Origin of the sequence: Ruegeria halocynthiae, from assembly GCF_900106805.1 — a bacterium.
Classification (GTDB): domain Bacteria; phylum Pseudomonadota; class Alphaproteobacteria; order Rhodobacterales; family Rhodobacteraceae; genus Ruegeria; species Ruegeria halocynthiae.
In genome coordinates, this window is the sequence record NZ_FNNP01000003.1 from 128,395 (window position 1) to 151,761 (window position 23,367).

General features: G+C 57.9%; 25 protein-coding genes. 16 read left to right on the top strand and 9 right to left on the bottom strand.

Translation table 11 applies throughout. From position 1 onward, the window contains the following. The first annotated feature begins 46 nt into the window (after nt 1–46). The 8 genes from sucD to BLU89_RS11305 all read left to right on the top strand — a co-directional run bounded on the left by sucD (nt 47) and on the right by BLU89_RS11305 (nt 9,380). Nucleotides 47–928, top strand: a complete 882-nt coding sequence (gene sucD / locus BLU89_RS11270; protein WP_074736941.1) for a succinate--CoA ligase subunit alpha — start codon at nt 47–49, stop codon at nt 926–928. A gap of 48 nt (nt 929–976) precedes the next feature. Next, the gene (locus BLU89_RS11275) at nt 977–1,618 is read left to right on the top strand and encodes a hypothetical protein (RefSeq protein WP_143030564.1); all 642 of its coding nucleotides are present in this window, start codon (nt 977–979) and stop codon (nt 1,616–1,618) included. Then, nucleotides 1,615–2,157: a DUF805 domain-containing protein gene (locus tag BLU89_RS11280; protein WP_074736943.1), complete on the top strand. Its 543-nt coding sequence runs from the start codon at nt 1,615–1,617 to the stop codon at nt 2,155–2,157. Before BLU89_RS11275 ends, BLU89_RS11280 begins: the two co-directional genes overlap by 4 nt. Continuing rightward, nucleotides 2,154–5,111 (top strand): 2-oxoglutarate dehydrogenase E1 component, encoded by a 2,958-nt coding sequence (locus tag BLU89_RS11285; RefSeq protein ID WP_074736944.1) that lies wholly within the window; start codon nt 2,154–2,156, stop codon nt 5,109–5,111. Before BLU89_RS11280 ends, BLU89_RS11285 begins: the two co-directional genes overlap by 4 nt. 3 nt (nt 5,112–5,114) lie before the next feature. Beyond that, the gene (odhB, locus tag BLU89_RS11290; protein WP_074736945.1) at nt 5,115–6,629 is read left to right on the top strand and encodes a 2-oxoglutarate dehydrogenase complex dihydrolipoyllysine-residue succinyltransferase; all 1,515 of its coding nucleotides are present in this window, start codon (nt 5,115–5,117) and stop codon (nt 6,627–6,629) included. A 2-nt stretch (nt 6,630–6,631) separates the two neighbouring features. Continuing rightward, nucleotides 6,632–6,901, top strand: coding sequence for a hypothetical protein (locus BLU89_RS11295; protein WP_074736946.1), 270 nt, complete (start codon nt 6,632–6,634; stop codon nt 6,899–6,901). 71 nt (nt 6,902–6,972) lie between these two features. Then, nucleotides 6,973–8,361 carry a dihydrolipoyl dehydrogenase gene (gene lpdA, locus BLU89_RS11300; RefSeq protein ID WP_074736947.1) on the top strand — a complete coding sequence of 463 codons (1,389 nt, stop codon included), beginning with the start codon at nt 6,973–6,975 and terminating at the stop codon, nt 8,359–8,361. Between the two features lie 164 nt (nt 8,362–8,525). Further along, nucleotides 8,526–9,380: a TerB family tellurite resistance protein gene (locus tag BLU89_RS11305; protein WP_074736948.1), complete on the top strand. Its 855-nt coding sequence runs from the start codon at nt 8,526–8,528 to the stop codon at nt 9,378–9,380. Between the two features lie 14 nt (nt 9,381–9,394). On the opposite strand, the gene BLU89_RS11310 is transcribed toward BLU89_RS11305, so the two are convergent. Genes BLU89_RS11310 through BLU89_RS11325 form a run of 4 tightly spaced genes read right to left on the bottom strand, consistent with a single transcriptional unit; the run spans nt 9,395 to nt 12,300 of the window. Next, nucleotides 9,395–10,000 (bottom strand): pyridoxamine 5'-phosphate oxidase family protein, encoded by a 606-nt coding sequence (locus BLU89_RS11310; RefSeq protein WP_074736949.1) that lies wholly within the window; start codon nt 9,998–10,000, stop codon nt 9,395–9,397. Then, complete coding sequence (locus tag BLU89_RS11315; RefSeq protein WP_074736950.1) at nt 9,987–10,727, bottom strand: lysophospholipid acyltransferase family protein; 741 nt, start codon at nt 10,725–10,727, stop codon at nt 9,987–9,989. The genes BLU89_RS11310 and BLU89_RS11315 overlap by 14 nt, the downstream gene beginning before the upstream one ends. Next, nucleotides 10,727–11,626, bottom strand: coding sequence for a cell division protein FtsX (locus tag BLU89_RS11320; RefSeq protein ID WP_074736951.1), 900 nt, complete (start codon nt 11,624–11,626; stop codon nt 10,727–10,729). The genes BLU89_RS11315 and BLU89_RS11320 overlap by 1 nt, the downstream gene beginning before the upstream one ends. Beyond that, nucleotides 11,623–12,300 carry a cell division ATP-binding protein FtsE gene (locus BLU89_RS11325; RefSeq protein WP_074737118.1) on the bottom strand — a complete coding sequence of 226 codons (678 nt, stop codon included), beginning with the start codon at nt 12,298–12,300 and terminating at the stop codon, nt 11,623–11,625. The genes BLU89_RS11320 and BLU89_RS11325 overlap by 4 nt, the downstream gene beginning before the upstream one ends. A gap of 182 nt (nt 12,301–12,482) precedes the next feature. Here BLU89_RS11325 and BLU89_RS11330 point away from each other — a divergent pair, with 182 nt between their 5' ends. Continuing rightward, nucleotides 12,483–13,193 carry a zinc-ribbon domain-containing protein gene (locus BLU89_RS11330; protein WP_074736952.1) on the top strand — a complete coding sequence of 237 codons (711 nt, stop codon included), beginning with the start codon at nt 12,483–12,485 and terminating at the stop codon, nt 13,191–13,193. A 5-nt stretch (nt 13,194–13,198) separates the two neighbouring features. Here the strand turns inward: BLU89_RS11330 and BLU89_RS11335 are convergent, their stop codons facing one another. The 3 genes from BLU89_RS11335 to BLU89_RS21550 form a co-directional block, all read right to left on the bottom strand. Further along, complete coding sequence (locus BLU89_RS11335) at nt 13,199–15,685, bottom strand: TIGR02302 family protein (RefSeq protein ID WP_245709753.1); 2,487 nt, start codon at nt 15,683–15,685, stop codon at nt 13,199–13,201. A gap of 96 nt (nt 15,686–15,781) precedes the next feature. Then, a complete protein-coding gene (lysA, locus tag BLU89_RS11340) occupies nt 15,782–17,047 on the bottom strand; it encodes a diaminopimelate decarboxylase (RefSeq protein ID WP_074736954.1) in 1,266 nt (421 codons plus the stop codon). A gap of 49 nt (nt 17,048–17,096) precedes the next feature. After that, nucleotides 17,097–17,252, bottom strand: a complete 156-nt coding sequence (locus BLU89_RS21550) for a hypothetical protein (RefSeq protein ID WP_176797697.1) — start codon at nt 17,250–17,252, stop codon at nt 17,097–17,099. 213 nt (nt 17,253–17,465) lie between these two features. Between BLU89_RS21550 and BLU89_RS11345 the strand changes: the two genes are divergently transcribed. Further along, complete coding sequence (locus tag BLU89_RS11345) at nt 17,466–17,822, top strand: YMGG-like glycine zipper-containing protein (protein WP_074736955.1); 357 nt, start codon at nt 17,466–17,468, stop codon at nt 17,820–17,822. Nucleotides 17,823–17,894: 72 nt separating this feature from the next. Here BLU89_RS11345 and BLU89_RS11350 read toward each other — a convergent pair whose 3' ends face one another. Continuing rightward, on the bottom strand, nt 17,895–18,077 hold the full coding sequence (locus tag BLU89_RS11350) for an argininosuccinate lyase (RefSeq protein WP_083347749.1): 183 nt from the start codon (nt 18,075–18,077) through the stop codon (nt 17,895–17,897). Continuing rightward, entirely contained in the window at nt 18,077–19,465 is a 1,389-nt protein-coding gene (gene argH, locus BLU89_RS11355; RefSeq protein WP_074736956.1) for an argininosuccinate lyase, read from the bottom strand. The genes BLU89_RS11350 and argH overlap by 1 nt, the downstream gene beginning before the upstream one ends. 21 nt (nt 19,466–19,486) lie before the next feature. Between argH and BLU89_RS11360 the strand changes: the two genes are divergently transcribed. From BLU89_RS11360 to BLU89_RS11385, 6 genes are all read left to right on the top strand, one after another. Further along, the gene (locus BLU89_RS11360; protein ID WP_074736957.1) at nt 19,487–20,053 is read left to right on the top strand and encodes a TlpA disulfide reductase family protein; all 567 of its coding nucleotides are present in this window, start codon (nt 19,487–19,489) and stop codon (nt 20,051–20,053) included. 65 nt (nt 20,054–20,118) lie between these two features. Further along, nucleotides 20,119–20,484: a hypothetical protein gene (locus BLU89_RS11365; RefSeq protein ID WP_074736958.1), complete on the top strand. Its 366-nt coding sequence runs from the start codon at nt 20,119–20,121 to the stop codon at nt 20,482–20,484. A gap of 118 nt (nt 20,485–20,602) precedes the next feature. Next, nucleotides 20,603–20,989 (top strand): hypothetical protein, encoded by a 387-nt coding sequence (locus BLU89_RS11370; protein ID WP_074736959.1) that lies wholly within the window; start codon nt 20,603–20,605, stop codon nt 20,987–20,989. Next, nucleotides 20,986–21,957, top strand: a complete 972-nt coding sequence (locus BLU89_RS11375) for a sterol desaturase family protein (RefSeq protein ID WP_074736960.1) — start codon at nt 20,986–20,988, stop codon at nt 21,955–21,957. Before BLU89_RS11370 ends, BLU89_RS11375 begins: the two co-directional genes overlap by 4 nt. A 90-nt stretch (nt 21,958–22,047) precedes the next feature. Further along, on the top strand, nt 22,048–22,236 hold the full coding sequence (locus tag BLU89_RS11380) for a hypothetical protein (protein WP_074736961.1): 189 nt from the start codon (nt 22,048–22,050) through the stop codon (nt 22,234–22,236). A 111-nt stretch (nt 22,237–22,347) separates the two neighbouring features. Continuing rightward, nucleotides 22,348–23,181 carry an EAL domain-containing protein gene (locus tag BLU89_RS11385; protein WP_074736962.1) on the top strand — a complete coding sequence of 278 codons (834 nt, stop codon included), beginning with the start codon at nt 22,348–22,350 and terminating at the stop codon, nt 23,179–23,181. Nucleotides 23,182–23,367 lie beyond the last annotated feature (186 nt).

Below are 23,367 nucleotides of genomic sequence, written 5' to 3' on the forward strand. Positions count from 1 at the left end.
CGGTGATAAGTGCAGTCAATAGTATCAAAACAGGAGACTCCACGAAATGGCAGTCCTCATCGACGAAAATACCAAAGTGATCTGTCAGGGCTTTACCGGCTCGCAGGGCACATTCCACTCTGAACAGGCCATCGCCTATGGCACCAAGATGGTCGGCGGTGTGACCCCCGGCAAAGGCGGGATGACGCATCTTGACCTGCCCGTGTTCAACTCGGTCCACGAGGCCAAACATGTGACCGACGCCAATGCCAGCGTGATCTATGTGCCGCCCCCTTTCGCGGCGGACTCGATCCTCGAAGCGATTGATGCCGAGATGGAAGTGATCGTCTGCATCACCGAAGGCATCCCGGTTCTGGACATGATGAAGGTGAAGCGCGCGCTGGAAGGCTCAAACTCGCGCCTGATCGGTCCGAACTGCCCTGGTGTCATCACACCCGACGCCTGCAAGATCGGCATCATGCCCGGCCACATCCACAAGCGCGGCTCGGTCGGCGTTGTATCGCGTTCGGGCACCCTGACTTATGAGGCCGTCAAGCAGACCACCGATGTGGGTCTGGGCCAGTCCACTTGCGTGGGCATTGGCGGCGACCCGATCAAAGGTACCGAGCATATCGACGTGCTGGAATGGTTCCTGGCCGATGACGAAACCGAATCGATCATCATGATTGGTGAGATCGGCGGCTCGGCCGAGGAAGAAGCCGCGCAGTTCCTGGCGGATGAGGCCAAGAAGGGCCGTAAGAAGCCGACCGCTGGTTTCATCGCAGGCCGCACGGCCCCTCCGGGCCGCCGCATGGGCCACGCGGGCGCGATTGTCGCCGGTGGCAAGGGCGGTGCCGAGGACAAGATCGAAGCCATGCGCGCGGCCGGTATCGTCGTGGCCGAAAGCCCGGCGCAGCTGGGCGAGGCTGTGCTGGAAGCGATTGGGTAAGCTGTGAACCGGTGCGGTAAACTCCTGTTTGGCTTTGTGGCTGCCATCTTGGCGGCCACAACCGTCCTTGCTGGTTCCAATAACCCGGACTTCGCATCAAAAACTGTTAGGGCCTGCCAAGCTACACCTGCTTTGGCAAACCTGACCGATTTCTTACTGGAAGTTGGCTGGACCCTCAGCGTTCCTGCCGATCTTGATGACCGAGCAATTCGATCATATGCGGCAACGATTCTGTCTAACCAATTTGGTTTTGGCGAGGTTCCAGACCCTAGAATCTCGAGTACTTGGGAGCAATCCCTCAAAAATGCGGGCGGAGCACGTAACCTTAAGAAAATCGAAGGCTCTCAACAGAAAGACCTTTGGTTTGTTTGGGAAAAAACCGGAAGCGTTTTGCGCGTCAACAGTTTTAAGAATGATGTTTATTTCCAAATGAATTGTGTAATCGCGTTTAAAGAGGAAGACTCTCCGATCACTTTTCAGCGGTTGGTCGAAGGGTCTGGGCCTGATCCACAGGAACTCCCGCCAGTCTACCACCTCCAGCCCCAGATATCTGAAAGTCATGGCGTCAAGCGGAGCCTGAATGGCGCAATCTTGAATATAGAGCGTATTTCCGCCGTATCAGACAGCGAAATTGACGTTTCGTCGGTTTACACAACATTTCTTTCAGTGCGAGCGGAGAGATCGGAATGACCTTCTCTGACGCCATCCGCACCTGTTTCTCCAAGTTCTTCACCTTCTCAGGGCGTGCCTCGCGGCCCGAATACTGGTTCTTTTTCTTGTTCATCGTGATTTGGAGCATCATTGCCGGGATCATCGATTTGCAGTTCTTCACGCAGGTCGCCGTGACCGAAACCGAGACGTCGAAATCCGTCGCGGCCACGTCCTCGGGGCCGGTACAGAGCATCGTCGGCCTCATCGTCTTCTTCCCGCATCTGGCCGTCGCATGGCGGCGGATGCATGATACCGGGCGCAGCGGACTTTATGCCCTGCTGCCGATCCTACTGATCCTCGGCGCCTTTGCGGTGCTGATCTTTGGTATCGGCCTTGCCTCTCATTTCCAGCATGGTGGCAATCTTGATATCCTGTTCACCCGCGCCACGCTGTTGATTGTCCTTCCGACACTTCTCGTTCTGTTTGTGTCACCCCTTCTGGTGCTGTGGTGGCTGGCCCGCCCCAGTCAACCAGGCACCAACCAATACGGTCCCAACCCACATGAGGTAGCCCGATGACCGAGCACTCGCCCAACGACCAGTTTCATGCCTCAAGCTTTATGCAGGGGCATAACGCGGAATATCTGGAGCAACTCTATGCCCAGTACACCAAGAACCCCGGTGCGGTGGATGCCGCCTGGGCCGAGTTCTTCAAGGCGATGGGCGATGCCACGCCGGATGTGCAGCGCGAGGCCGAGGGGCCTTCGTGGGCACGATCCGATTGGCCTCCTATGCCCGCTGACGACCTTACCGGCGCGCTGACGGGCGAATGGGCCGAGATTGACGCCAAGGCAGCGGGCGACAAGATCAAGGACAAGGCGGCGGCCAAGGGTGTTGAGGTCAGCGACGAACAGATCAAACGCGCGGTGCTGGACAGCCTGCGTGCGCTGATGCTGATCCGGGCCTATCGTATCCGGGGCCATCTGGCTGCTGATCTGGATCCGCTGGGCATGCGCGCCGCCAGCAATCATCCTGAGTTGGACCCGAAGACTTATGGGTTCACTGATGCCGATATGGATCGCCCCATCTTTATCGACAACGTGTTGGGCCTGCAGATGGCCAGCATGCGCCAGATCGTCGAGATCGTGAAGCGGACTTATTGCGGCACGTTCGCGCTGCAATACATGCATATCTCGAACCCAGAAGAGGCCGCGTGGCTGAAGGAGCGGATCGAAGGCTACGGCAAAGAAATCGCGTTCACCAAGGAAGGCCGCAAGGCGATCCTGAACAAGATGGTCGAGGCCGAGGGTTTTGAGAAATTCCTGCATGTCAAGTACATGGGCACCAAGCGGTTCGGTCTGGACGGTGGCGAAAGCCTGATCCCCGCGATGGAGCAGATCATCAAGCGTGGCGGCGCGCTGGGATTGCAGGACATTGTGATCGGGATGCCGCACCGGGGACGTCTGAACATTCTGGCCAACGTGATGGCCAAGCCATACCGCGCCATCTTCAACGAATTCCAGGGTGGCAGCTTCAAACCAGAAGACGTGGATGGCTCGGGTGACGTGAAATACCACCTCGGCGCGTCCAGCGACCGGGAATTTGACGGCAACTCGGTGCACCTGTCTTTGACCGCCAACCCCTCACACCTTGAGGCGGTGAACCCGGTGGTTCTGGGCAAGGTGCGCGCCAAGCAGGATCAGCTTGGTGATGAGGATCGCACCAAAGTGATGGGCATTCTGCTGCACGGCGACGCCGCCTTTGCCGGTCAGGGTGTGGTGGCCGAAGGGTTTGGTTTGTCGGGTCTGAAAGGGCACAAAACAGGTGGCACCATGCATATCGTGGTGAACAACCAGATCGGTTTCACAACCGCACCGCATTTTAGTCGCTCGAGCCCCTATCCCACCGATATCGCACTGATGGTCGAAGCGCCAATCTTCCACGTGAATGGCGACGACCCCGAGGCGGTAGTTCACGCCGCCAAAGTGGCGACCGAGTTCCGTCAGAAGTTCCACAAGGACGTGGTTCTGGATATCTTCTGTTATCGCCGGTTTGGGCACAACGAGGGCGATGAGCCCATGTTCACCAACCCGATCATGTACAAGAAGATCAAGACTCATAAGACCACGCTGTCGCTGTACACGGAACGACTGGTCAAGGATGGCCTGATCCCCGAGGGCGAGATCGAGGACATGAAGGCCGCATTTCAGGCCTATCTGAACAATGAGTTCGAGTCCGGCAAGGATTACAAGCCCAACAAGGCTGATTGGCTGGATGGGCGCTGGTCGCATCTGGATAAGAACAAAGAGGAATATGTGCGCGGTGACACTGCGATCCCACCGGAAACGCTGGCCGAGATCGGGACCGCCTTGACGAACGCACCCGAAGGTTTTGCAATGCACAAGACCGTTGGCCGGTTATTGGAGCACAAAAAGCAGATGTTCGAGTCCGGCACGGGCTTTGACTGGGCAACTGGTGAGGCGCTGGCGTTCGGCTCACTGTTGACCGAGGGGTATCCAGTGCGTTTGTCAGGTCAGGACGCCACTCGCGGGACGTTCAGCCAGCGCCATTCGGGCTTCGTCAATCAGGAAAACGAGGAACGGTTTTATCCGTTGAACAACATCCGCAAGGGACAGTCGCATTATGACGTGATTGACTCGATGCTCAGCGAGTATGCGGTTCTGGGCTTCGAATACGGTTATTCGCTGGCTGAACCTAACGCTCTGGTGCTGTGGGAAGCGCAGTTTGGTGATTTCGCCAACGGGGCGCAGATCATGTTCGACCAGTTCATCAGCTCGGGTGAAAGCAAATGGCTGCGGATGTCCGGTCTGGTCACGCTGCTGCCGCACGGGTTCGAGGGGCAAGGCCCGGAACACTCATCGGCGCGTCTGGAACGGTTCCTGCAGATGTGCGGTCAGGACAACTGGATCGTGGCGAATTGCACGACGCCTGCGAACTATTTCCACATCCTGCGCCGTCAGTTGCACCGGACCTTCCGCAAACCGCTGATCCTGGTGACACCTAAATCGCTGCTGCGTCACAAGCTGGCCGTCAGTACGACCGAGGACTTTGTCACTGGCTCCAGCTTCCACCGAGTGCTGTGGGACGACGCGCAGAAGGGTAACTCTGACACCAAGCTGGTGGCGGATGACAAGATCAAACGCGTCGTCATGTGTTCGGGCAAAGTTTATTTCGACCTGCTGGAGGAACGCGATGCCCGTGGGATCGATGATGTCTATCTGATGCGGATCGAACAATATTATCCATTCCCGGCGCATTCGCTGATCAATGAGCTTGAGCGCTTTAAAGGCGCCGAAGTGGTCTGGTGTCAGGAAGAGCCCAAGAACCAGGGTGCCTGGACCTTTATCGAACCCAATATCGAATGGGTCCTGACCCGCATCGGCGCCAAGCATACCCGCCCGGCATATGCCGGTCGCGCCACGTCGGCCTCGCCCGCGACGGGTCTGGCCAGCCAACATAAAGCCCAACAAGAAGCGCTGGTGAACGAAGCGCTGAGCATTGAAGGAAAGTAAACGATGACGATTGAAGTTCGTGTTCCCACGCTTGGCGAGTCAGTCACCGAAGCCACGGTTGCAACCTGGTTTAAAAAACCTGGCGATGCAGTCGCTGTAGATGAAATGCTGTGCGAATTGGAGACTGACAAAGTTACAGTCGAAGTTCCTTCTCCTGCCGCTGGTGTAATGGGTGAGATCGTCACTGCCGAAGGTGAAACGGTGGGGGTCGATGCCCTGCTGGCCACTATCACGGCCGGCGAAGGGGCGGCGCCTGCTCCGGCTAAGGCAGTCCCGGCCCCAGCGGCAGCAGCTCCGGCTGCGGCGGGTGGCAGCGTGGATGTGATGGTTCCAACGCTGGGCGAATCAGTGACAGAGGCAACCGTTTCGACATGGTTCAAACAAGTTGGTGACAGCGTTGCGCAGGACGAGATGCTGTGCGAGTTGGAAACCGATAAGGTTTCGGTCGAGGTTCCGGCCCCGGCGGCAGGCGTTTTGGCTGAAATCGTTGCACCTGAGGGCGCGACCGTGGATGCGGCTGCCAAACTGGCGGTGATTTCGGGCGCGGCCGCAGGCGCTGCGCCAGCCCCGGCAACGGCCGCTGCCGCTCCGGTCACAGCCAGCACGGGCAAAGACGTGTCCAACGCACCATCAGCCGAAAAAGCCATGGCCGAGGCCGGGCTGTCTGCCGATCAGGTCACCGGTACCGGTCGCGATGGCCGTGTCATGAAAGAGGATGTGGCAAAAGCAGTTGCAACGGCTACGGCCTCAGCGCCTGCGGCGGCTGCGCCCGCCCCCGCTGCCCAAGCTCCGCGCGCGCCAGTGGCCGCCGGTGACGCCGCGCGCGAAGAGCGCGTGCGCATGACCCGTCTGCGCCAGACCATCGCCAAGCGCCTGAAGGATGCGCAGAACACGGCCGCCATCCTGACCACCTTTAACGAGGTGGACATGACCGAGGTGATGGCCCTGCGCAACGAATACAAAGAGCTATTCCTGAAGAAACACGGTGTGAAACTGGGCTTCATGTCCTTTTTCACCAAAGCCTGCTGCCATGCGTTGAGAGAGGTTCCCGAAGTCAACGCCGAGATCGATGGCACGGATATCGTCTACAAGAACTTCGTTCATATGGGCGTGGCCGCCGGGACGCCGCAAGGTCTGGTTGTACCGGTCATCTGCGACGCTGACGCGATGTCTTTTGCCGCGATCGAGAAAGCCATAGCCGAGAAGGGCAAACGCGCCCGTGACGGCAAGTTGAGCATGGCTGAGATGCAGGGTGGCACCTTCACCATCTCAAATGGTGGCGTTTATGGCTCGCTGATGTCTTCGCCGATCTTGAACCCCCCGCAATCAGGCATCCTGGGCATGCACAAGATTCAGGACCGCCCGATGGCCATCAATGGTGAGATCAAGATCCGCCCGATGATGTATCTGGCCCTGTCTTATGATCACCGGATCGTCGATGGCAAAGGTGCGGTGACCTTCTTGGTCCGCGTGAAAGAGGCGCTGGAAGACCCGCGCCGGCTATTGATGGATCTGTAATTATGGCAACGCATGTACTCTGGCAGGCCGATGTGGCCGATTTCGACGCCTGGCTGAAAGTGTTTCGCGAAGATAAGCCGATGCGCAAGGCCGCGGGCATCCGCGACCTGCATGTCTGGCGCGATCCGGATCAGCGCGATCACGCCATTGCAATGTTCGAAGTGACAGATCTTGATAAGGCCAAAGCCTTCTTTGGGTCTGAGGAACTGGCGATGCATCACGAGCGGGGCGGAATTGCGCATATCACGATCAAGTTGCTGGAACCCGTTTGACGAATACATGCCCTGACCCACAAGCCGGGCAGGGAAGGTGCCGGAATATCCGGTCGATTTAGGAGAATGTAATGGCTAACTATGACGTCATCGTAATCGGCGCCGGGCCTGGCGGCTATGTCTGCGCCATCCGTTGCGCCCAACTGGGTCTGAAAACCGCTGTGGTTGAAGGGCGCGAGACGCTAGGCGGCACCTGTTTGAACGTGGGCTGTATCCCATCCAAAGCGCTGTTGCACGCCAGCCACCAATTGCACGAGGCCGAACATAACTTTGCCAAGATGGGCCTGAAGGGCAAATCGCCTTCGGTCGACTGGAAGCAGATGCAGGCCTACAAAGATGAAGTCATCGACGGCAACACCAAGGGTATCGAGTTTCTGTTCAAGAAGAACAAGATTGATTGGCTGAAGGGGTGGGGGTCGATCCCTGCTGCTGGCAAGGTCAAGGTTGGTGACGAAACCCATGAGGCCAAGAATATCATCATCGCATCGGGCTCTGAGCCGTCGGCGCTGCCGGGTGTTGAAGTGGATGAGAAGGTCGTTGTGACTTCGACCGGAGCGCTGTCGCTGGGCAAAATACCAAAGAAGATGGTGGTGATCGGTGCTGGTGTGATCGGGCTTGAACTGGGCTCGGTCTACAGCCGTTTGGGCGCCGAGGTGACGGTGATCGAATTCCTCAAGGAAATCACGCCGGGCATGGACCCTGAGGTGCAGAAAACCTTTCAGCGTATCCTCAAGAAACAGGGCATGAAATTCGTCATGGGGGCTGCGGTCCAAAAGACCGAAGCAACCAAGACCAAAGCCAAAGTGACCTACAAGCTGCTCAAGGATGACAGCGAGTATGTTGTCGATGCCGATACCGTGCTGGTGGCCACTGGGCGCAAGCCTTACTCGGATGGTCTGGGGCTGAACGCTCTGGGCGTCGAGATGACCCCGCGCGGCCAGATCAAAGTTGGCGCTGACTGGCAGACCAATGTTCCCGGCATCTACGCAATCGGCGATGTGACCGAAGGCCCGATGCTGGCACACAAGGCTGAGGATGAAGGTATGGCCGCAGCCGAGCAGGTCGCGGGCAAGCATGGACATGTGAACTATGGCGTCATTCCGGGCGTCATCTACACTTGGCCCGAAGTCGCCAACGTGGGCGAGACCGAAACAACGCTGAAGGAACAAGGCCGCGCCTACAAGGTTGGCAAGTTCATGTTCATGGGTAATGGTCGCGCTAAGGCCAACATGATGTCGGATGGCTTTGTGAAAATATTGGCAGACAAGGAAACCGACCGCATACTGGGGTGCCACATTATTGGTCCAGCAGCCGGAGACCTGATCCACGAGGTCTGTGTTGCCATGGAATTCGGCGCCTCAGCCGAGGATTTGGCCCTGACCTGCCACGCCCATCCAACCTATTCCGAAGCGGTACGTGAGGCCGCACTTGCCTGCGGTGACGGGCCAATCCATAGCTGATTATTAGCATAGATAGTCAGAGAAGGCGGGCCATTTTGACCCGCCTTTTTCTTGCCTCCATTCGGTCTTAGTTTCGCTCAGCCTGAGATTGAATTTTCGACATCATGGCGACCCTGGATTGTATTCAGCGTTGCCCGGATTACAGATAAACACTTGAGGCATTTATGCGATTTCTGACTTTATGCGCGACCGCACTTATCTTTTCACTCTGCATCGGGGAACAGGCCGAAGCCCGGCGCGGTGGCGGCGCTTCAGGTACAGCCGAGCAGCTGAGCCTGATCACCGAAACACAGCTCACCAATGATCAGGGGCAGCTGTTGTCACTGTGTCACCTGACCGAGAACAGGCACGTCTTGTTCCTGCCAGTATGGCGCAGCTCGCTGGGATATGCGATGGCGATCAATAAATGCGATGCTGAAAGCTATTATCCGGTAGATGCTGAGAAACTGACCTTGGGCAAAGTGCTGGGAGAGCTACCCGAAGACTTGCCAGACCAGCCAAAGTTGTCGGTCAGTGACATGATCTCAGGGTTCTGGGGTCTGGGCGTCTTTGCGCTGCTATTGGGTGTTGCCGGGATCAAATGGGCAGGACGCAGTGCGCGCACCAGCAAACGAAAGGCCGAGATGAAAGGTGCAGCCCCTGCAGCAGTCAAAGCCATCGACGCCATGTGCCACGCGGCAAAAGCCGATGGCCGGCTGGATGACAGCGAAATCGCACTCATGTCGGATATTGCCAAACAGATGACCGGTGAACCCTTTGACGAGGCGCGGATTCGGCGGATGTATGATCTTGCCGAGGCCAAGCCGACCGAGCATCAATTCGCAAGTTTTGGCAGCGGGCTGTCACCCGATCAAAAGCGGATGGTGCTGCAGGCGGTACTGATGATCATCGGGTCGGATGGTGATCTGGACAAGCGCGAAACGGACTTTGTTCAAAAGCTTGCGCACGGTCTGAAAATCAGCGGCGCAGAGGTCAAAGCCCTGTTCCAGTCGATGTACGCAAAACCCGCAGAAGCTTAGAAACCGGGGGTGTCCTACCACATGGTACTGGTGGCGCGGGCACCCCATTCCTGATCATATTGCGCGCCACCTTCTTCGCCTGCTGTCATCTCAGACAGGATCTCACCAACGCTGGGCAGATCATCTGTTTCATCACGACCGTTCCAGGTTGCCGCCCGCATCAATGCGCGAGCGCATTGGGTGTAGATTTCAGAAATCTCAATCACGATGACGGTCGCGGGGCGTTTACCGTGTTTCTCAAAACGGGCGCACAGGTCATCGTCGGCAGTCAACTGAGCAGCCCCGTTCACCCGCACCACATTGTTCGATCCTGGAACCATAAACATCAGCGAGACACGCGGGTCTCGCACAATGTTGCGCAATGAATCCAATCGGTTGTTTCCACGCCAATCCGGCAAGGCCAGAGATCCGGGGTCAAGCTCTGTTACAACGGGTCCGTCGTCCCCGCGTGGACTGCCATCGACGCCCTCGGGACCCACTGTGCTGAGGATACAGAGCCGCGATGCCATGATCCATTTACGATAAAGCGGTGTCAGTTGCCGCGCCACCTTGCGTGTGGCGGCCGCTCCTGGCGTGCCGTACAACGCCTCAAGCTCGGTGATATCCTTAACGAACTTCATCCGGATCAAACCCCACTTCCCTCATCAATGTGTTCGAGCGTGTCTCGATCGCGTGTTCCAACCGTTCAAGAAAGTCGTTCCGCGCGACACCCGGTTCGATCGGATCAAGAAAATCGACAATCGCCGTGCCGGGTTTGCGTAACACACCCGTTCTAGGCCAGAAGACACCCGCATTGGTCGCGACGGGCACACATGGGAACCCTAGCCCTTCGTATAAAACCGCGGTTCCGACTTTATAGGGCTTATGAACCCCCGGCGCGACACGCGTGCCTTGTGGGTAGATCACAAGTTGACCGGGTTCGCTGAATTCGCGGGCGACGTCTTTGACCATTTTGGCCACGGCCGCGCCCCGCTTACCACGATTAACCGGAATACAGCCCAGGCGCCGCGCATACATCCCGATGATCGGCGTCCACAGAAGCTCTCGTTTCATGATGAACTTGCCGTGCGGGATTGCGTTGAAAATCATGATGATGTCGAGAAAGGACTGGTGCTTGGCGCCAATCACAACCTCACCATGAGGCACCTCCCCGCGGATTTCGCAACGAATGCCGACCATCCAGCGGGCCAGCCACATCGTTGTGCGCGCATAGGTTTTGCAAGCCTGCAGGGCGCCTCGCTTGGCAAACAGCGCATAGGGCGCAAAGACGATCCCCAGAACCAACATCCATGCATAGATAACGATCATGAACACCAAAGACCGGACCCATTGAATGGCCATGAACATCACGAAAGCTCCTTCAACTTGCGCTGCGCGGCGGACCAGGTGGCCAGAAACGCAACAGCTGCGCCCAATAGCGGGATCAGCGCGGGAAATAGCCATCCGATCCCCTGAAACCCGAGCCCAGTGAGAAACCCACCCGCGTCCGAAGCTTCGGGCAGCAGCAAGACACCCGACATACCTAACAAGGTTCCAACGGCTGCTCCAAAAAGCGCGCGGAATGTAAAGCGGCGCACAAAGGCTCCGGCGATGAACCGGTCGCGTGCACCGACTTGGCGCAAAACCTCGATAATCTGCGCGTTGGCGGCAAGGGACGCGTTGGCGGCGAGGGTGATCATAGCCGCCGTCGCCCCACCGATCAGCAGGACCGAAATCCAGCCCAGCCGCCGCAGGGACTGAGCCGCATCGACCAGTGGTTCACGCCAGCGGGTATGGTCATCCAGCACTGCACCCGGCACCTCGGCCCCCAGTCGCAGGCGCAGACCTGCTGCATCCAGGCCAGGTTCACCTTCGATAATCTCAATCAGCTGCGGAATTGGCAGAGCGTCCAGAGGCAAGTCCGACCCAAACCAAGGCGACAGCAGCGATGCTTGTTCTTCGTCCGTCAAAGCACGGGCCGATGCGACGCCCGGCGTTTGCCGCAATACGTTCAAAGCCGCCTCGGTCTGCGCTGCGCGCTGATCGGTAGGCGCATTGATCCGCAAGGTCGCAGCACCGGCCAGTTCCGAGGCCCATCTGTCCGCCAAACGGCCCGAGGCCAGCGATAGAGCCAGCGCAAACACCGCCAGAAACGCCATTGCGCCCGACACAAATAGGGTCAATTGCGCGGTGAAACCCGTGGGCGGCACCACCCGGTCTGCGCGGGTGTCTCGGCGCAGCAAATTTCGGATCGTACCCTTACTCATAAATCCGCCCCCGCAAGCTGCACCCGACGCTGCGCGATACGCAGGACACGAGCCTGCACCTGACTTTTGGCGGCCCGGATCAGGCTCAGGTCATGGGTGGCGATCAGCACGGTTTTGCCCATCCGGTTCAATTCGACCAACAGGTGCAGCAAGCGTTGCGACATCTCCCAATCCACGTTGCCGGTGGGTTCATCGGCAAGCACCACGTCAGGTGACAGAATAACAGCACGGGCCAGCGCGGCGCGCTGACGTTCCCCACCCGAAAGCTCGGGCGGGTGCGCCTCAAGCCGACCGCCAAGCCCAACCCACCCCAAAAGTTCGGTCAGATTCTCCTGCGTGCCATTCTCGCCACGTCCGGACACCATCAATGGAAGGGCGACATTTTCAGCCAACGTCATGTGATCAAGAAACCGGCAATCCTGATGCACCACGCCGATCCGACGGCGCAGCAGGGCCATCTGATCGCGATCCGTGGTGGCAATATCCTCGCCAAAGGCCATCAACCTGCCTGAGGTCGGCAGCAACGCGCCATAGCAGAGTTTCAACAATGTGGTCTTGCCTGCACCGGACGGGCCGGTCAGGAAATGGAACGACCCCGGCTGCAATTGCAGCGAAACATCGCTCAGCAATTCACCGCCGCCGTAGTTATAGCTGATATTGTCCAGCTCGATCACGCCTGTCCCCATTTTTATGCTCACCTCTTGCCCGAGCGCAGCGGTGGATTCAATGCCTCGGGCGGGGCCAATTGGCGACACTTAGTCCGCGAAACCGAAAACACGCTTTGCTGTTGGGTCTTAACGGAATATCATCCCTTAAAAAACTATTATCAGGCCAGTTTTGTAGGCCAGGAGGCAGAATGCGTCTAACGTGCCCGAATTGTAGCGCCCAATACGAAGTCCCAGACGAGGTGATCCCCGAAGACGGGCGCGAAGTTCAATGTTCAAATTGCGAAAAAACATGGTTTCAGACCAAAACTCCAGTCACCGTCGAAGCAGAGCCCGAAACAAAGCCTGCTGAGGCCCCTGTCGAACCTAAAGAGGCAAGCGCCGAAGATACGCCAGAGCCCGAGGTGACCGATAAGGAAACCGAGCCTTCAGAAGAACAGGTCGTCGGTAATGTCGACCCAGCGGTTTCCAGTATCCTAAAGGAAGAAGCCGCCCGCGAGGCCGAACTGCGTGATCGCGAAGGCAGCAATCTGGAAAGCCAACCCGACCTTGCATTGGACCCGCCCGAAGAGCCCCAGATCGAACCCAAGCGGCCTTCTGCTTCGGAAACCGCCGCCGATGCGGGGCAAAAAGATGAGTTGCCGGATGTCGAAGCGATTAACTCGGGTCTGCGCAGCGAATTGACGTCGGATGAAACCGAGACGACCGCACCAACCCGTAAATCCGGGGGGTTCCTTCGGGGCTTTGCCCTGATCATTATCATCGGTGTTATTCTGTTTCTGATCTACGGCAACGCCAATCAGATTAGCGAGGCGGTTCCACAGGCCGATGCGGTGCTGAAACCTTACGTCTCAATGGTCGATCAGGCACGTCTTTGGCTTGAAGCGCAGACAGGAAACTAGACCCGTCAGAACCGTTCCAGAAGACGCTTGAGATACTCAAGCTCAATCTGGGGCCTGTCCTGCTCGCCGGTCCGGCGGCGGATTTCATCAAGCAATTCGCGCGCACGGCGATAGATATCTTCGCCCTGCAACAGGTTGTCATCGGTCGAGATCGACCCCGCAGTACCCGGCGCACGACCCAGCGGGTCGCGGGTGTTAGCTTGCATATCGCCCGCTTCCGTACCTTGCCCGGGCTGATTCTGCTGGTTTTGCGCCATGGCCTCACCCAGTGACCGCATCCCCTCGCGCAGGGCTTCCATCGCCTCGGATTGGCGGTCAATCGCCTCGGCCAGATCATCGCTGCGCAAGGCATCTTCGGCATCGTTCATGGCACGGCCCGCGCGGCCCAACGCTTCGCGTGCAGCATCACCTTCGGGCGTACCACCGCCGGGCAAACCTTGTTCTTGCCGCCTCAGTTCATCGCGCAACGCCTGCTGACGATCTGCTAATGATCCCTGTCCCTGTTGACCTTCACCACCCTGATCCTGGCCCTGGCCCTGTCCGCCTTGACCTTCATGGCTCTGACCGCGGCCAAGACCACCGCTACGGCCCTCATTGCCCTGACTTTCGCCAGACTGAGCACCCGGGTTGAACTGTTCCTGCAAATCACGGAACGCCTGATCGCTGAGCCCCTGCTGTTCGCGCAAAGTCTCGGCCAATCCTTCCATGGCCTGTTGTCCCTCGGACTGGCTACCTTCGCCCTGCCCTTGCGTGACGCGCATGTTTTCCATCATCTGCTGGAACTCCTCCAGCGCCTGCTGCGCCTCGGCCATGCGGCCCTGTTCCATCAGTTCCTGAATGCGGTCCATCATCCGCTGCAGATCATCTTGCGTCATCTGCAGCGTTTCGCCGTTTTGGCCTTGCTGGTTTTGACCGTCTTCGCCGTTTTCCTGCGCCAGCCGCTGCAGTTGCCGCATGTAGTCCTGCGTTGCCTCGCGAAGCTCTTGCATCAACTCGGCGATTTCCTCATCGCTGGCGCCGTTTTGCATCGCTTCGGTCAGACGTTCCTGTGCGCGCCGCATCCGTTCCAGCGCGTCAGCCAGTGTTCCGTCCTCTATCAGAACGGCCAAATCCCAAAGGGCCTGAGCAATCTCTTCCTGCTGCTTGAGATTCAACACACCGTACCGGTCAAACGTTTCCAACCTGCGCAAGATCACGCGTAAACGCAGATACGCCGTATCTGAACGGAACAGATCTTCGGGCAAGTGCGAGACGGCGCGCAGTAATTGTGCCACGCGCAGCGCGTTCTCACGCGACCAAAGCAGATCACGCCGCTGTTCGATCACCGCTGCCGCCAACGGGTCAAAGAAACGCCGGGCAGGGAGGTTAGCCAGATAGGGTTCAGCAACCGTTTCCTGATCCGCCGCATCAACGGCCATGAGCGTGATTTTCACTGGTAGATGCGCCCAGGGGTGCTGTGAAAAATCTTCGATCAGGTCTTCGGTGAATTCCGTTCGGTCGCCGGTGATCGGCATCGGCAGCTCAACCGTGATGATCTCGCGCGGCTCCGGTTTGGTCGCCAGTCCAAATTCGCGGTTCACAGCGGGCAGATTTAACTCGATCCGAGCCGTGCCCGATATAATGCCATAGTCGTCGGAAGCCGCGAAGGGCAGTTTCATCTGGCCACCTGCTTCGGCTTCTGCAGCGCCCGCCACTTCGATCAGTGGTTTGGTATCCGCGAGGATATACAGCGTCCAATCGCGGCCTGCTGGGCCATCGATCAGCAACTGGCCCGAGCGTTCGGCAACAAAGTCCTGTTCTGGCTCAGTTGAAGCTTCGGTTCCAAGCGGTGTTGTTGTCTCGGTCAGGCTGTGAGCGCCGATCTCACCGTAGAACCGCAGCGTGATGCGGCTGCCCTTGGGCACCGTCAGCGTTGGATCGGTCTGATCAGCAAGATAAAGCGTAGGCAAACCCGTATAACGCGGCGGTTCGACCCAGCCTTCCCATGTTGGGCCCTGCCCGGCCTGCGCAGTCCCCGGCGTCATGTCTGCCACCGAACCGACCCGCCAGAACGACCCGAACAGCACGGCTATGATCAAAGCCAGCAGCGCGGCATACCGCAGAGCATATGGATCGCGAGACGCCAGCCGCAGGTCCGGTTTAACTGGATCGGCCTTGGATGCACGTTCTGCCATACGGCTCTGATGCGCTTGCCACAAAGCGATCGAATCCGCATCCAAGGCTCCGATGGCCTGATCGTCCATCAGCGCCTGTATCGGACGCCCGGGAAGGGTTTCATCCAGCCGAACCAGCGCCTCGGCACGTGTCGGCAGATGAAACTGACGCAAACCGAGAATTACCGTTGTGAGCAGCGCGATCAGGCCGATCACCGCAGAAATCCAGACGGTTTCGATACGCACAAGATCCTGTAGGCCCAGCATAAGGGACGCCAGCAGCGCCATAAGAATCGAAATGAATGGCCAGAAGGCACGCAAAACCTGCTCGGCCAGCATCCCTGCATGTGTCAGCCACAGGGACAATCTTGGAATTGGCAGGGCTTGGTTGTCGCGCAAGGCGGGCCTCCTGATCGGCCCCGCGCGCCTATCGCGTCAGAGCCATTCTGGTATGGTATCGCGGTTTATGATTTCGTCAAAGCTTGGCCGTTCACGAATTACGGCAAATTGATCCCCATTCACCAGAACTTCGGGGATCAGGGGGCGGGTGTTGTATTCGCTGGACATCACCGCGCCATATGCGCCGGCACTGCGGAAGGCGATCAGATCACCAGAACTCAGCGGTGGCATGTTGCGCTGCTTGGCGAAAGTGTCGCCGGATTCGCAGACCGGGCCGACGATATCATAGGGTCTTTGTTCAACACCAGCAGCAGGTTCTTCAACCGCCACGATATCATGGTGCGCCTCATACATCGCAGGGCGGATCAGGTCGTTCATTGCACCATCAAGGATCAGGAAATCGCGGTCTTCACCCGATTTGACATAGATGACCTTGGATACCATCAGGCCCGCATTGCCTGCTATCAGGCGGCCGGGCTCGATCTCGATCTCACAGCCCAGATGGCCCAGTGTTTTCTTGATCATCGCGCCATATTCCACAGGCAACGGCGGCGCGTCATTTGAACGGGTATAGGGAATGCCCAAGCCACCACCCAGATCAAGACGGCGGATATTGTGCCCTTCCGAGCGCAGTCGTTCAGTCAGTTCCGCAACTTTGTTGTAGGCCAGTTCGAACGGCTCCAATTCGGTCAATTGCGAGCCAATATGGACATCGATCCCGATCACTTCGAGTCCCGGCAAGCTGGCAGCCAGCGCATAAACCTCGGACGCGCGCGAGATCGGGATGCCGAACTTGTTCTCGGATTTGCCAGTGGCGATCTTGGCATGTGTCTTGGCATCTACGTCCGGGTTCACCCGAATGGTGACCGGCGCAATCATGCCCAATTCCAGCGCAACCGCGTTGATCACCTGCATCTCGGGCTCGGATTCGACGTTGAACTGGCGAATGCCTCCAGTCAGAGCGGTACGAATCTCATCCGCTGTCTTGCCAACACCCGAGAAGACGATTCGCTCGCCCGGTACACCTGCGGCCTTGGCACGCAGATATTCCCCCCCCGAGACCACATCCATCCCCGCACCCGCCTGTGCCAGCGTTTTCAGGATCGCCTGATTGCTGGCCGCTTTCATCGCATAACAGACAAGATGATCGGTGCCCTCAAGTGCATCATCGAACAACTTGAAATGCCGCAGCAGGGTCGCGGTTGAATAAACATAGAACGGGGTTCCGACCGCAGCTGCGATTTCGGAGATTGGGACATCCTCGGCGAAAAGCGCGCCGTCGCGGTAGAGAAAGTGATCCATAACAGCGCGCTTAGACCAAAAGCACCCTGCGGATCAATGGATTCCGTTGTTAGAGATTGGTCGATACGCCAACCCGGCCATATCCGGAAATCGACACGCCCGATTGCTTTGGTTCTGATGCCGTTTCGGGACTGGCCGGACGGCTTGGATCGCAAGCCGCCAGGACGGACAGCGTCACTAACAGGCCAAGAACGCGTTTGATCATTTCACCCTCATGCTCGTGCTTGATTCGATTGCTCTCCAAATGAGCACTTCACAGGACATCTACAAGCTTTTTCACTTGAATCCTGCGCCAATCACAGCTGCTGAACGCGTGTCGGGGCACGAAAATGCCAATGTCCGAACAGGATTTGGCAGGCATTGTGCTTTTTAGGTCCCTAGATGGCTGACACCAATTCGCAACAACTAGGAGTATCCAATGCAACGTTATTCAGCCCTTCTGATCCCTGCCGTTTTCCTTGCCGCCTGTGAAGGAACAGGCGCATCCTATGAGCCAAAACTCGCAGCGGCCCCCAACCCGGGTTACGAGCAGGACCTGCAACACTGCCGAAACCTCGCCAAATCTGAAAAGGTCTGGAATGCGGAAACCCGGACGCAGGCGTTGCTGGGTGCAGCGGGCGGCGCGGTGGTCGGCGCCTTGGAAGGCGACCTGGGCGCCGGCGCTGTTGTCGGTGGCGCAGCAGGCGCTGCCTCGGGCGCGTTGGAAACACGCTATAGCCGGAAAGACATTCTTCTTGAATGTCTGCGGCAGCGCGGGCAGCCTGTTGCCGGCTGATAGGACATTGTGGGGCGTGGCGGTCAAACCGTCACGCCTTTACCATGGAAACCAAAATTTCAGTTGGGGTGCCTACAGCCCCAGATAGACCCCAAGTCCGCCTCGCCTGACACCAACGCCAACACCGCCATAAGTTCCGCTGCTGCCAACGCCGACACTGGCAGCCATCGTCGGCTGGATGGGTTCGCCATCCGCACCGCACCCTGTCAGCGCCGCTCCGGCCACAATCAACAAGACCACGCGTAGTATCCGCATCACACCAGCGCCTTCCATCGCTTGATCTGGGCCCGCACCTGATCCGGCGCCGTGCCACCATAAGACTGGCGCGAGTTTACCGAGTTTTCGACTGTGAGAACAGAATAGATGTCGTCGGTGATATCCGCGTGGACTGATTGCATGTCTTCAAGGGTTAGATCGGGCAGATCACAGCCTTTGGTTTCAGCCATCGCCACAAGCGATCCGGTAACATGGTGAGCATCACGGAAAGGCAAACCCAACACGCGCACCAGCCAGTCGGCCAGATCAGTCGCAGTCGAGAAACCAGAACCGGCAGCAGCAGCCAGGCTGTCGCGGTTGGCGGTCATGTCCTTGACCATGCCCTCCATCGCGGCCAGTGCCAGCATCCAGTTGTCAGCAGCATCAAAGACCTGTTCCTTGTCTTCCTGCATGTCCTTTGAATAGGCCAGTGGCAGACCCTTCATCACCATCATCAGCGCCGTGTTGGCACCGTAGATGCGGCCTACTTTGGCGCGGATCAGCTCGGCCGCATCGGGGTTCTTCTTCTGAGGCATGATTGATGAGCCGGTCGAGAACCGGTCAGAAAGCGTGACAAACCGGAACTGGGCCGAGGACCAGATCACCAGTTCCTCGGCAAAGCGCGATAAGTGCATTGCGCAGATCGAGGCTGTCGACAGGAATTCCAGCGCGAAATCCCGATCACTGACCGCATCGAGCGAGTTCGCGGCGGGGCGGTCAAAGCCCAGCGCTTCGGCGGTCATCTGGCGGTCGATGGGGAACGATGTTCCTGCCAGCGCAGCAGCGCCCAAGGGGGATTCGTTCATACGGGCGCGGGCGTCACGAACGCGGCTCAGGTCGCGACCGAACATCTCGACATAAGCCATCATGTGATGGCCCCATGTGACCGGCTGCGCGGTTTGCAGGTGGGTGAAACCGGGCATCACCCAATCGGCCCCGGCCTCGGCCTGCGCCAAAAGCGCACGGATCAGGGCCAGAAGGCCGGATTCCGCCGCGTCCAGCTGATCGCGGACCCAGAGTTTGAAATCGGTTGCCACCTGATCATTCCGGCTGCGGCCTGTGTGCAAACGGCCTGCGGGCTCTCCGATCACCTCTTTCAGCCGTGCCTCGACATTCATGTGAATGTCTTCCAGCGCGGTCGAAAACTGAAACTCTCCGTTCTGGATTTCTGACAAAACGGTGAGCAGCCCTTCCCGAATGGCCTGCGCATCACTATCAGTTATAACGCCTGTGGCAGCCAACATGGCGGCATGGGCGCGCGAGCCTGCGATGTCCTGGGCTGCCATCCGCTGATCGAACCCGATCGAGGCATTGATTGCCTCCATGATCGCGTCTGGACCGGCGGCAAAGCGGCCGCCCCACATCTGGTTCGAAGATTGATCGGTCATGTAAGAAAACCCGGAGTTGATATGCGCCTAATTCGTCTGATCCCCCTTTATATGGCCCTCGCGCTGGGTGCAAACGCCGCTTTGGCCACCGATGCCGAGACGCTCGGCCCGTTGCGGGATGGCAGCCTGAAGCGGCTGATCCTGCATAGTGAGCCCAGGCCGGTCAAAGTGGTCGAGTTTGAACTGGAAGATGATGGCGGCACCGGATCACTGGCCGACTACAAGGGCAAGTACGTGTTGCTGAACTTCTGGGCGACATGGTGTGCGCCCTGTCGCAAGGAAATGCCTCAGATATCTGAGCTGCAGGCGGAATTCGGCGGTGACAGATTCGAGGTTCTGACACTGGCAACCGGGCGCAACACACCTGCCGGGATCAAAAAGTTCTTTGATGAAAATGGCATCGATAACCTGCCACGCCATCAGGATCCGAAACAAGCCGTCGCGCGTGAAATGGGCGTAATCGGCTTGCCGATCACGTTGATCATAGATCCGGACGGCAATGAAATTGCGCGCCTGATCGGTGATGCCGAATGGAACTCGGACAGTGCAAAGTCAATTATCTCGGCTCTAGTCAACGGTGAAAGCTGAGATTTTCAATCCTAGAGGCTTAGAATCATGGTGCTCTCCCGGTCGCTTTAACCAGGAGAGTTTTTATGAAGAGTTTTGTCAAACTAACCGCTGTCACGTGTGTTGCCCTCGGCACGGCGATGGCCGCAGAGGCCAAAGACATCAAAAAAGAAAATCAGTTTTTGGACGCGGTTGCGGGCAAAACGCTGAGCGGGAACGAGGCGATCCTTGTCATATCAGCCGACGGGAAACTGACTGGAAAACTGAAGGACGGTCGAAAGGTTGCCGGGGCCTGGGTATGGAGCAAACGCTTCTGGTGCCGCAACCTGGTGGTTGGAGGCAAAGCACTGCCGCAAGATTGCCAGACCGTTTCGCTTGATGGCGATCAGGTGACTTTCATCCGCAACAAAGGCAAAGGCGACTCGGGCGGGACGTATACGATCACAAATTGAGTTTCTGCAAAACTGACTGCTGACGCAGTCTTTTGGGTCAAAGCCTTGGGTTCACCTGACGCCACGCCACCTTTGACAGACAATCCGCACCCTTGCAGGTTGTCTGCAGGAGGATGGAATGCCACTGGAAATTCTTTTGGTGCTGGTCGTCGGCGGCATTGCCGGCGTCACGCTATTGCTGCATTTGACGGGTCGGTCCCGTTTGCACGAGCTGACGCCTAAGACAGCACAGGATCAGTGGCTGCGTCACTTTCCCAATGACTCCATCATCGACGTTACCGTGGCCACTGACGGCCACGCCGCCCTTGTGCGGATCGAGACCGGAGCAGGGCTGCTGTGGTCCTTTGGAGCTGATACCGTCGCGCGACATCTGCTCGATTTCGACCGGATCGACCATCCCCAGGGGTTTGAGGTCCAGTTCCACGATTTCAGCACCCCGCGCGTGGTCATCCATCTGGACGAAACCGAACGCCGCCACTGGCAACATCTGATGGAGCCCGCATGACCGACCAGATTACCTTTCCCGACGCGGTGCAATGGGCAGTACCTGTCTTCATTGCCGCCATTCTGGCCGAGTTCCTCTGGATTGCGATCAAAGGCCGGGGTGGCCGATATGAGACGCGCGATGCCGTGACCTCTTTGATCATGGGGGCAGGCAACATTGCGTCCGGTTTTCTGCTGGGCTTCATCGCCTACGCGTTTTTCATGTGGCTTTGGCAGATTACACCCTTGGATCTGGGAACCTCGATTCCCATCATTATCCTGTGTTTCGTGCTGGATGATCTGCGCTATTATTGGGTGCACCGGTTCGGCCATCGCATCCGCTGGGTCTGGGCCAGCCACGTGAACCACCACAGCTCCCAGCATTACAACCTGACGACGGCGCTGCGGCAAACCTGGACCTACACATTCACCTTCATGATGGTGGTGCGTGCGCCTTTGATTCTGTTGGGTTTTCACCCAGCGATGGTGCTATTCGTCGGTGGATTGAACTTGATCTATCAGTTCTGGATTCACACCGAAGCCATCGGTAAAATGCCCCGCTGGTTCGAGGCGGTGATGAACACGCCCAGCCATCACCGTGCCCATCACGGGCGCAACGCTCGCTATCTGGATTGCAACTATGCCGGTGTCTTCATCATCTGGGACAAGATATTCGGCACGTTCGTCCCCGAGCAAGAAGACGACAAGGTTGATTATGGGCTGGTCCATAATATCGGCACCTTCAACCCGCTTCGCGTGGCATTTCATGAATGGGTTGGCATTTGGAAAGACGCCACCCAACCGGGGCTGACAACGGGTCAGCGGTTGGCGTATTGCTTCGCACCGCCGGGATACAGCCATGATGGCAGCCGCGACAGCTCTGCGCAGATCAAGGCCAAACATCTGGCGCGTCATCCAAAAGATCGCGGGACACCGGGATTCGAGCAGTGTGACGCAGAACTGTCCGCCTCAGTTGCAAAGCAGAGCTAAGTCTTAAAAAGACCATTTCCGCGCTTGATTTTTGGCACAAGCACTCCATATCCGGGAAGTGATTTAAGTACACATTTCCGGAGCATCGTCATGTCAAAACTACTAAGAATATCTACTGCTACCGGATTGTTGGGCCTTGTCATCACCATGACCGCAGCACTTAGCGGGGCGTTGCCAACAATATTGGGTCTTGGCTTCGTCATGGCCGCACTTGGACTCTTCGGTGCGCTTGTCGGCGCTGCGGCTTCTCTGCGACATGTCTGGCAGTCAACGCACTGAATTCTGACAATCTCCAGTAAAAAATATTAGCGCGTTAACTCAGGTTTTACCTGTCTCCCCTGAAACTGGACCCCGGCTCAATTTTCGTCGGGATCAGGGAGGCGGAATAACATGCGGAACAGGAAACGCGCGGACCTGCCTGAGGGGTCGGACAATCCTATAAGCGCTGCCGTCACCTCACGAGATCATTCGATTGTCCAGATGGCGACCGAGGCGGTGAAGCACAAACAATGCAGATTGGCCTTTCAACCCGTCATGCAGGCCCACCCCCCACAGGAGGTCGCCTTCTACGAAGGGTTCATCCGCGTACTGGATGAAACCGGTCGCGTCATTCCGGCGCGTGATTTCATGCCGCAGGTTGAAAACACCCCGATCGGACGGGATCTGGATTGCGTCGCGCTCGAGATGGGGTTGCGCACCCTGATCCGAAACCCGGGCATTCGTTTGTCGATTAACATGTCGGCCCGCTCGATCGGCTATGATCGCTGGTCGCGCGTGTTGGGCAGGTTCCTCAAAAAAGACGCCAGCCTGGGTGAGAGGCTGATACTGGAAATCTCGGAACGCTCAGCCATGCAAGTGCCTGAATTGGTCGTGGATTTCATGGACCGCCAACAGGAACGTGGCATCGCCTTCGCGCTGGATGACTTTGGCGCCAGCAACTTCAGCTTTCGTCATTTTCGCGAGTTTCTGTTCGATGCCGCAAAGATCGACGGGCAGTTCATACGTGGCATCAGCAGCACCCCCGATAATCAGTCGCTGGTACGCGCGCTGATCGCAGTCGCCCGGGAATTTGAGATTCTGGTCACCGCCGAATCAGTCGAAAGCCCCGAAGATGCCAGCTTTCTGATCGCCAATGGCGTCGATTGCCTTCAGGGCTTCTTGTATGGCGCGCCGTCGGTCACACCGCCATGGAAACAAGAAAATAACGCAAAAACAGGCAGTTGATCGCTACAAACCGCACAGAACAACCACCACAATACATTCTGAGACAAGCTGTCCGTTGCTGCAGATGCAGCATTGCGCTATTGCAGGAGATGCTGAAGCGGGGGATCACGAGGCGCTCTTGCACCCGGAGAGAGCTTCTCCATGACCTGCGCCGTCAGATTTCCCACAGGACCATGACGGTAAAGG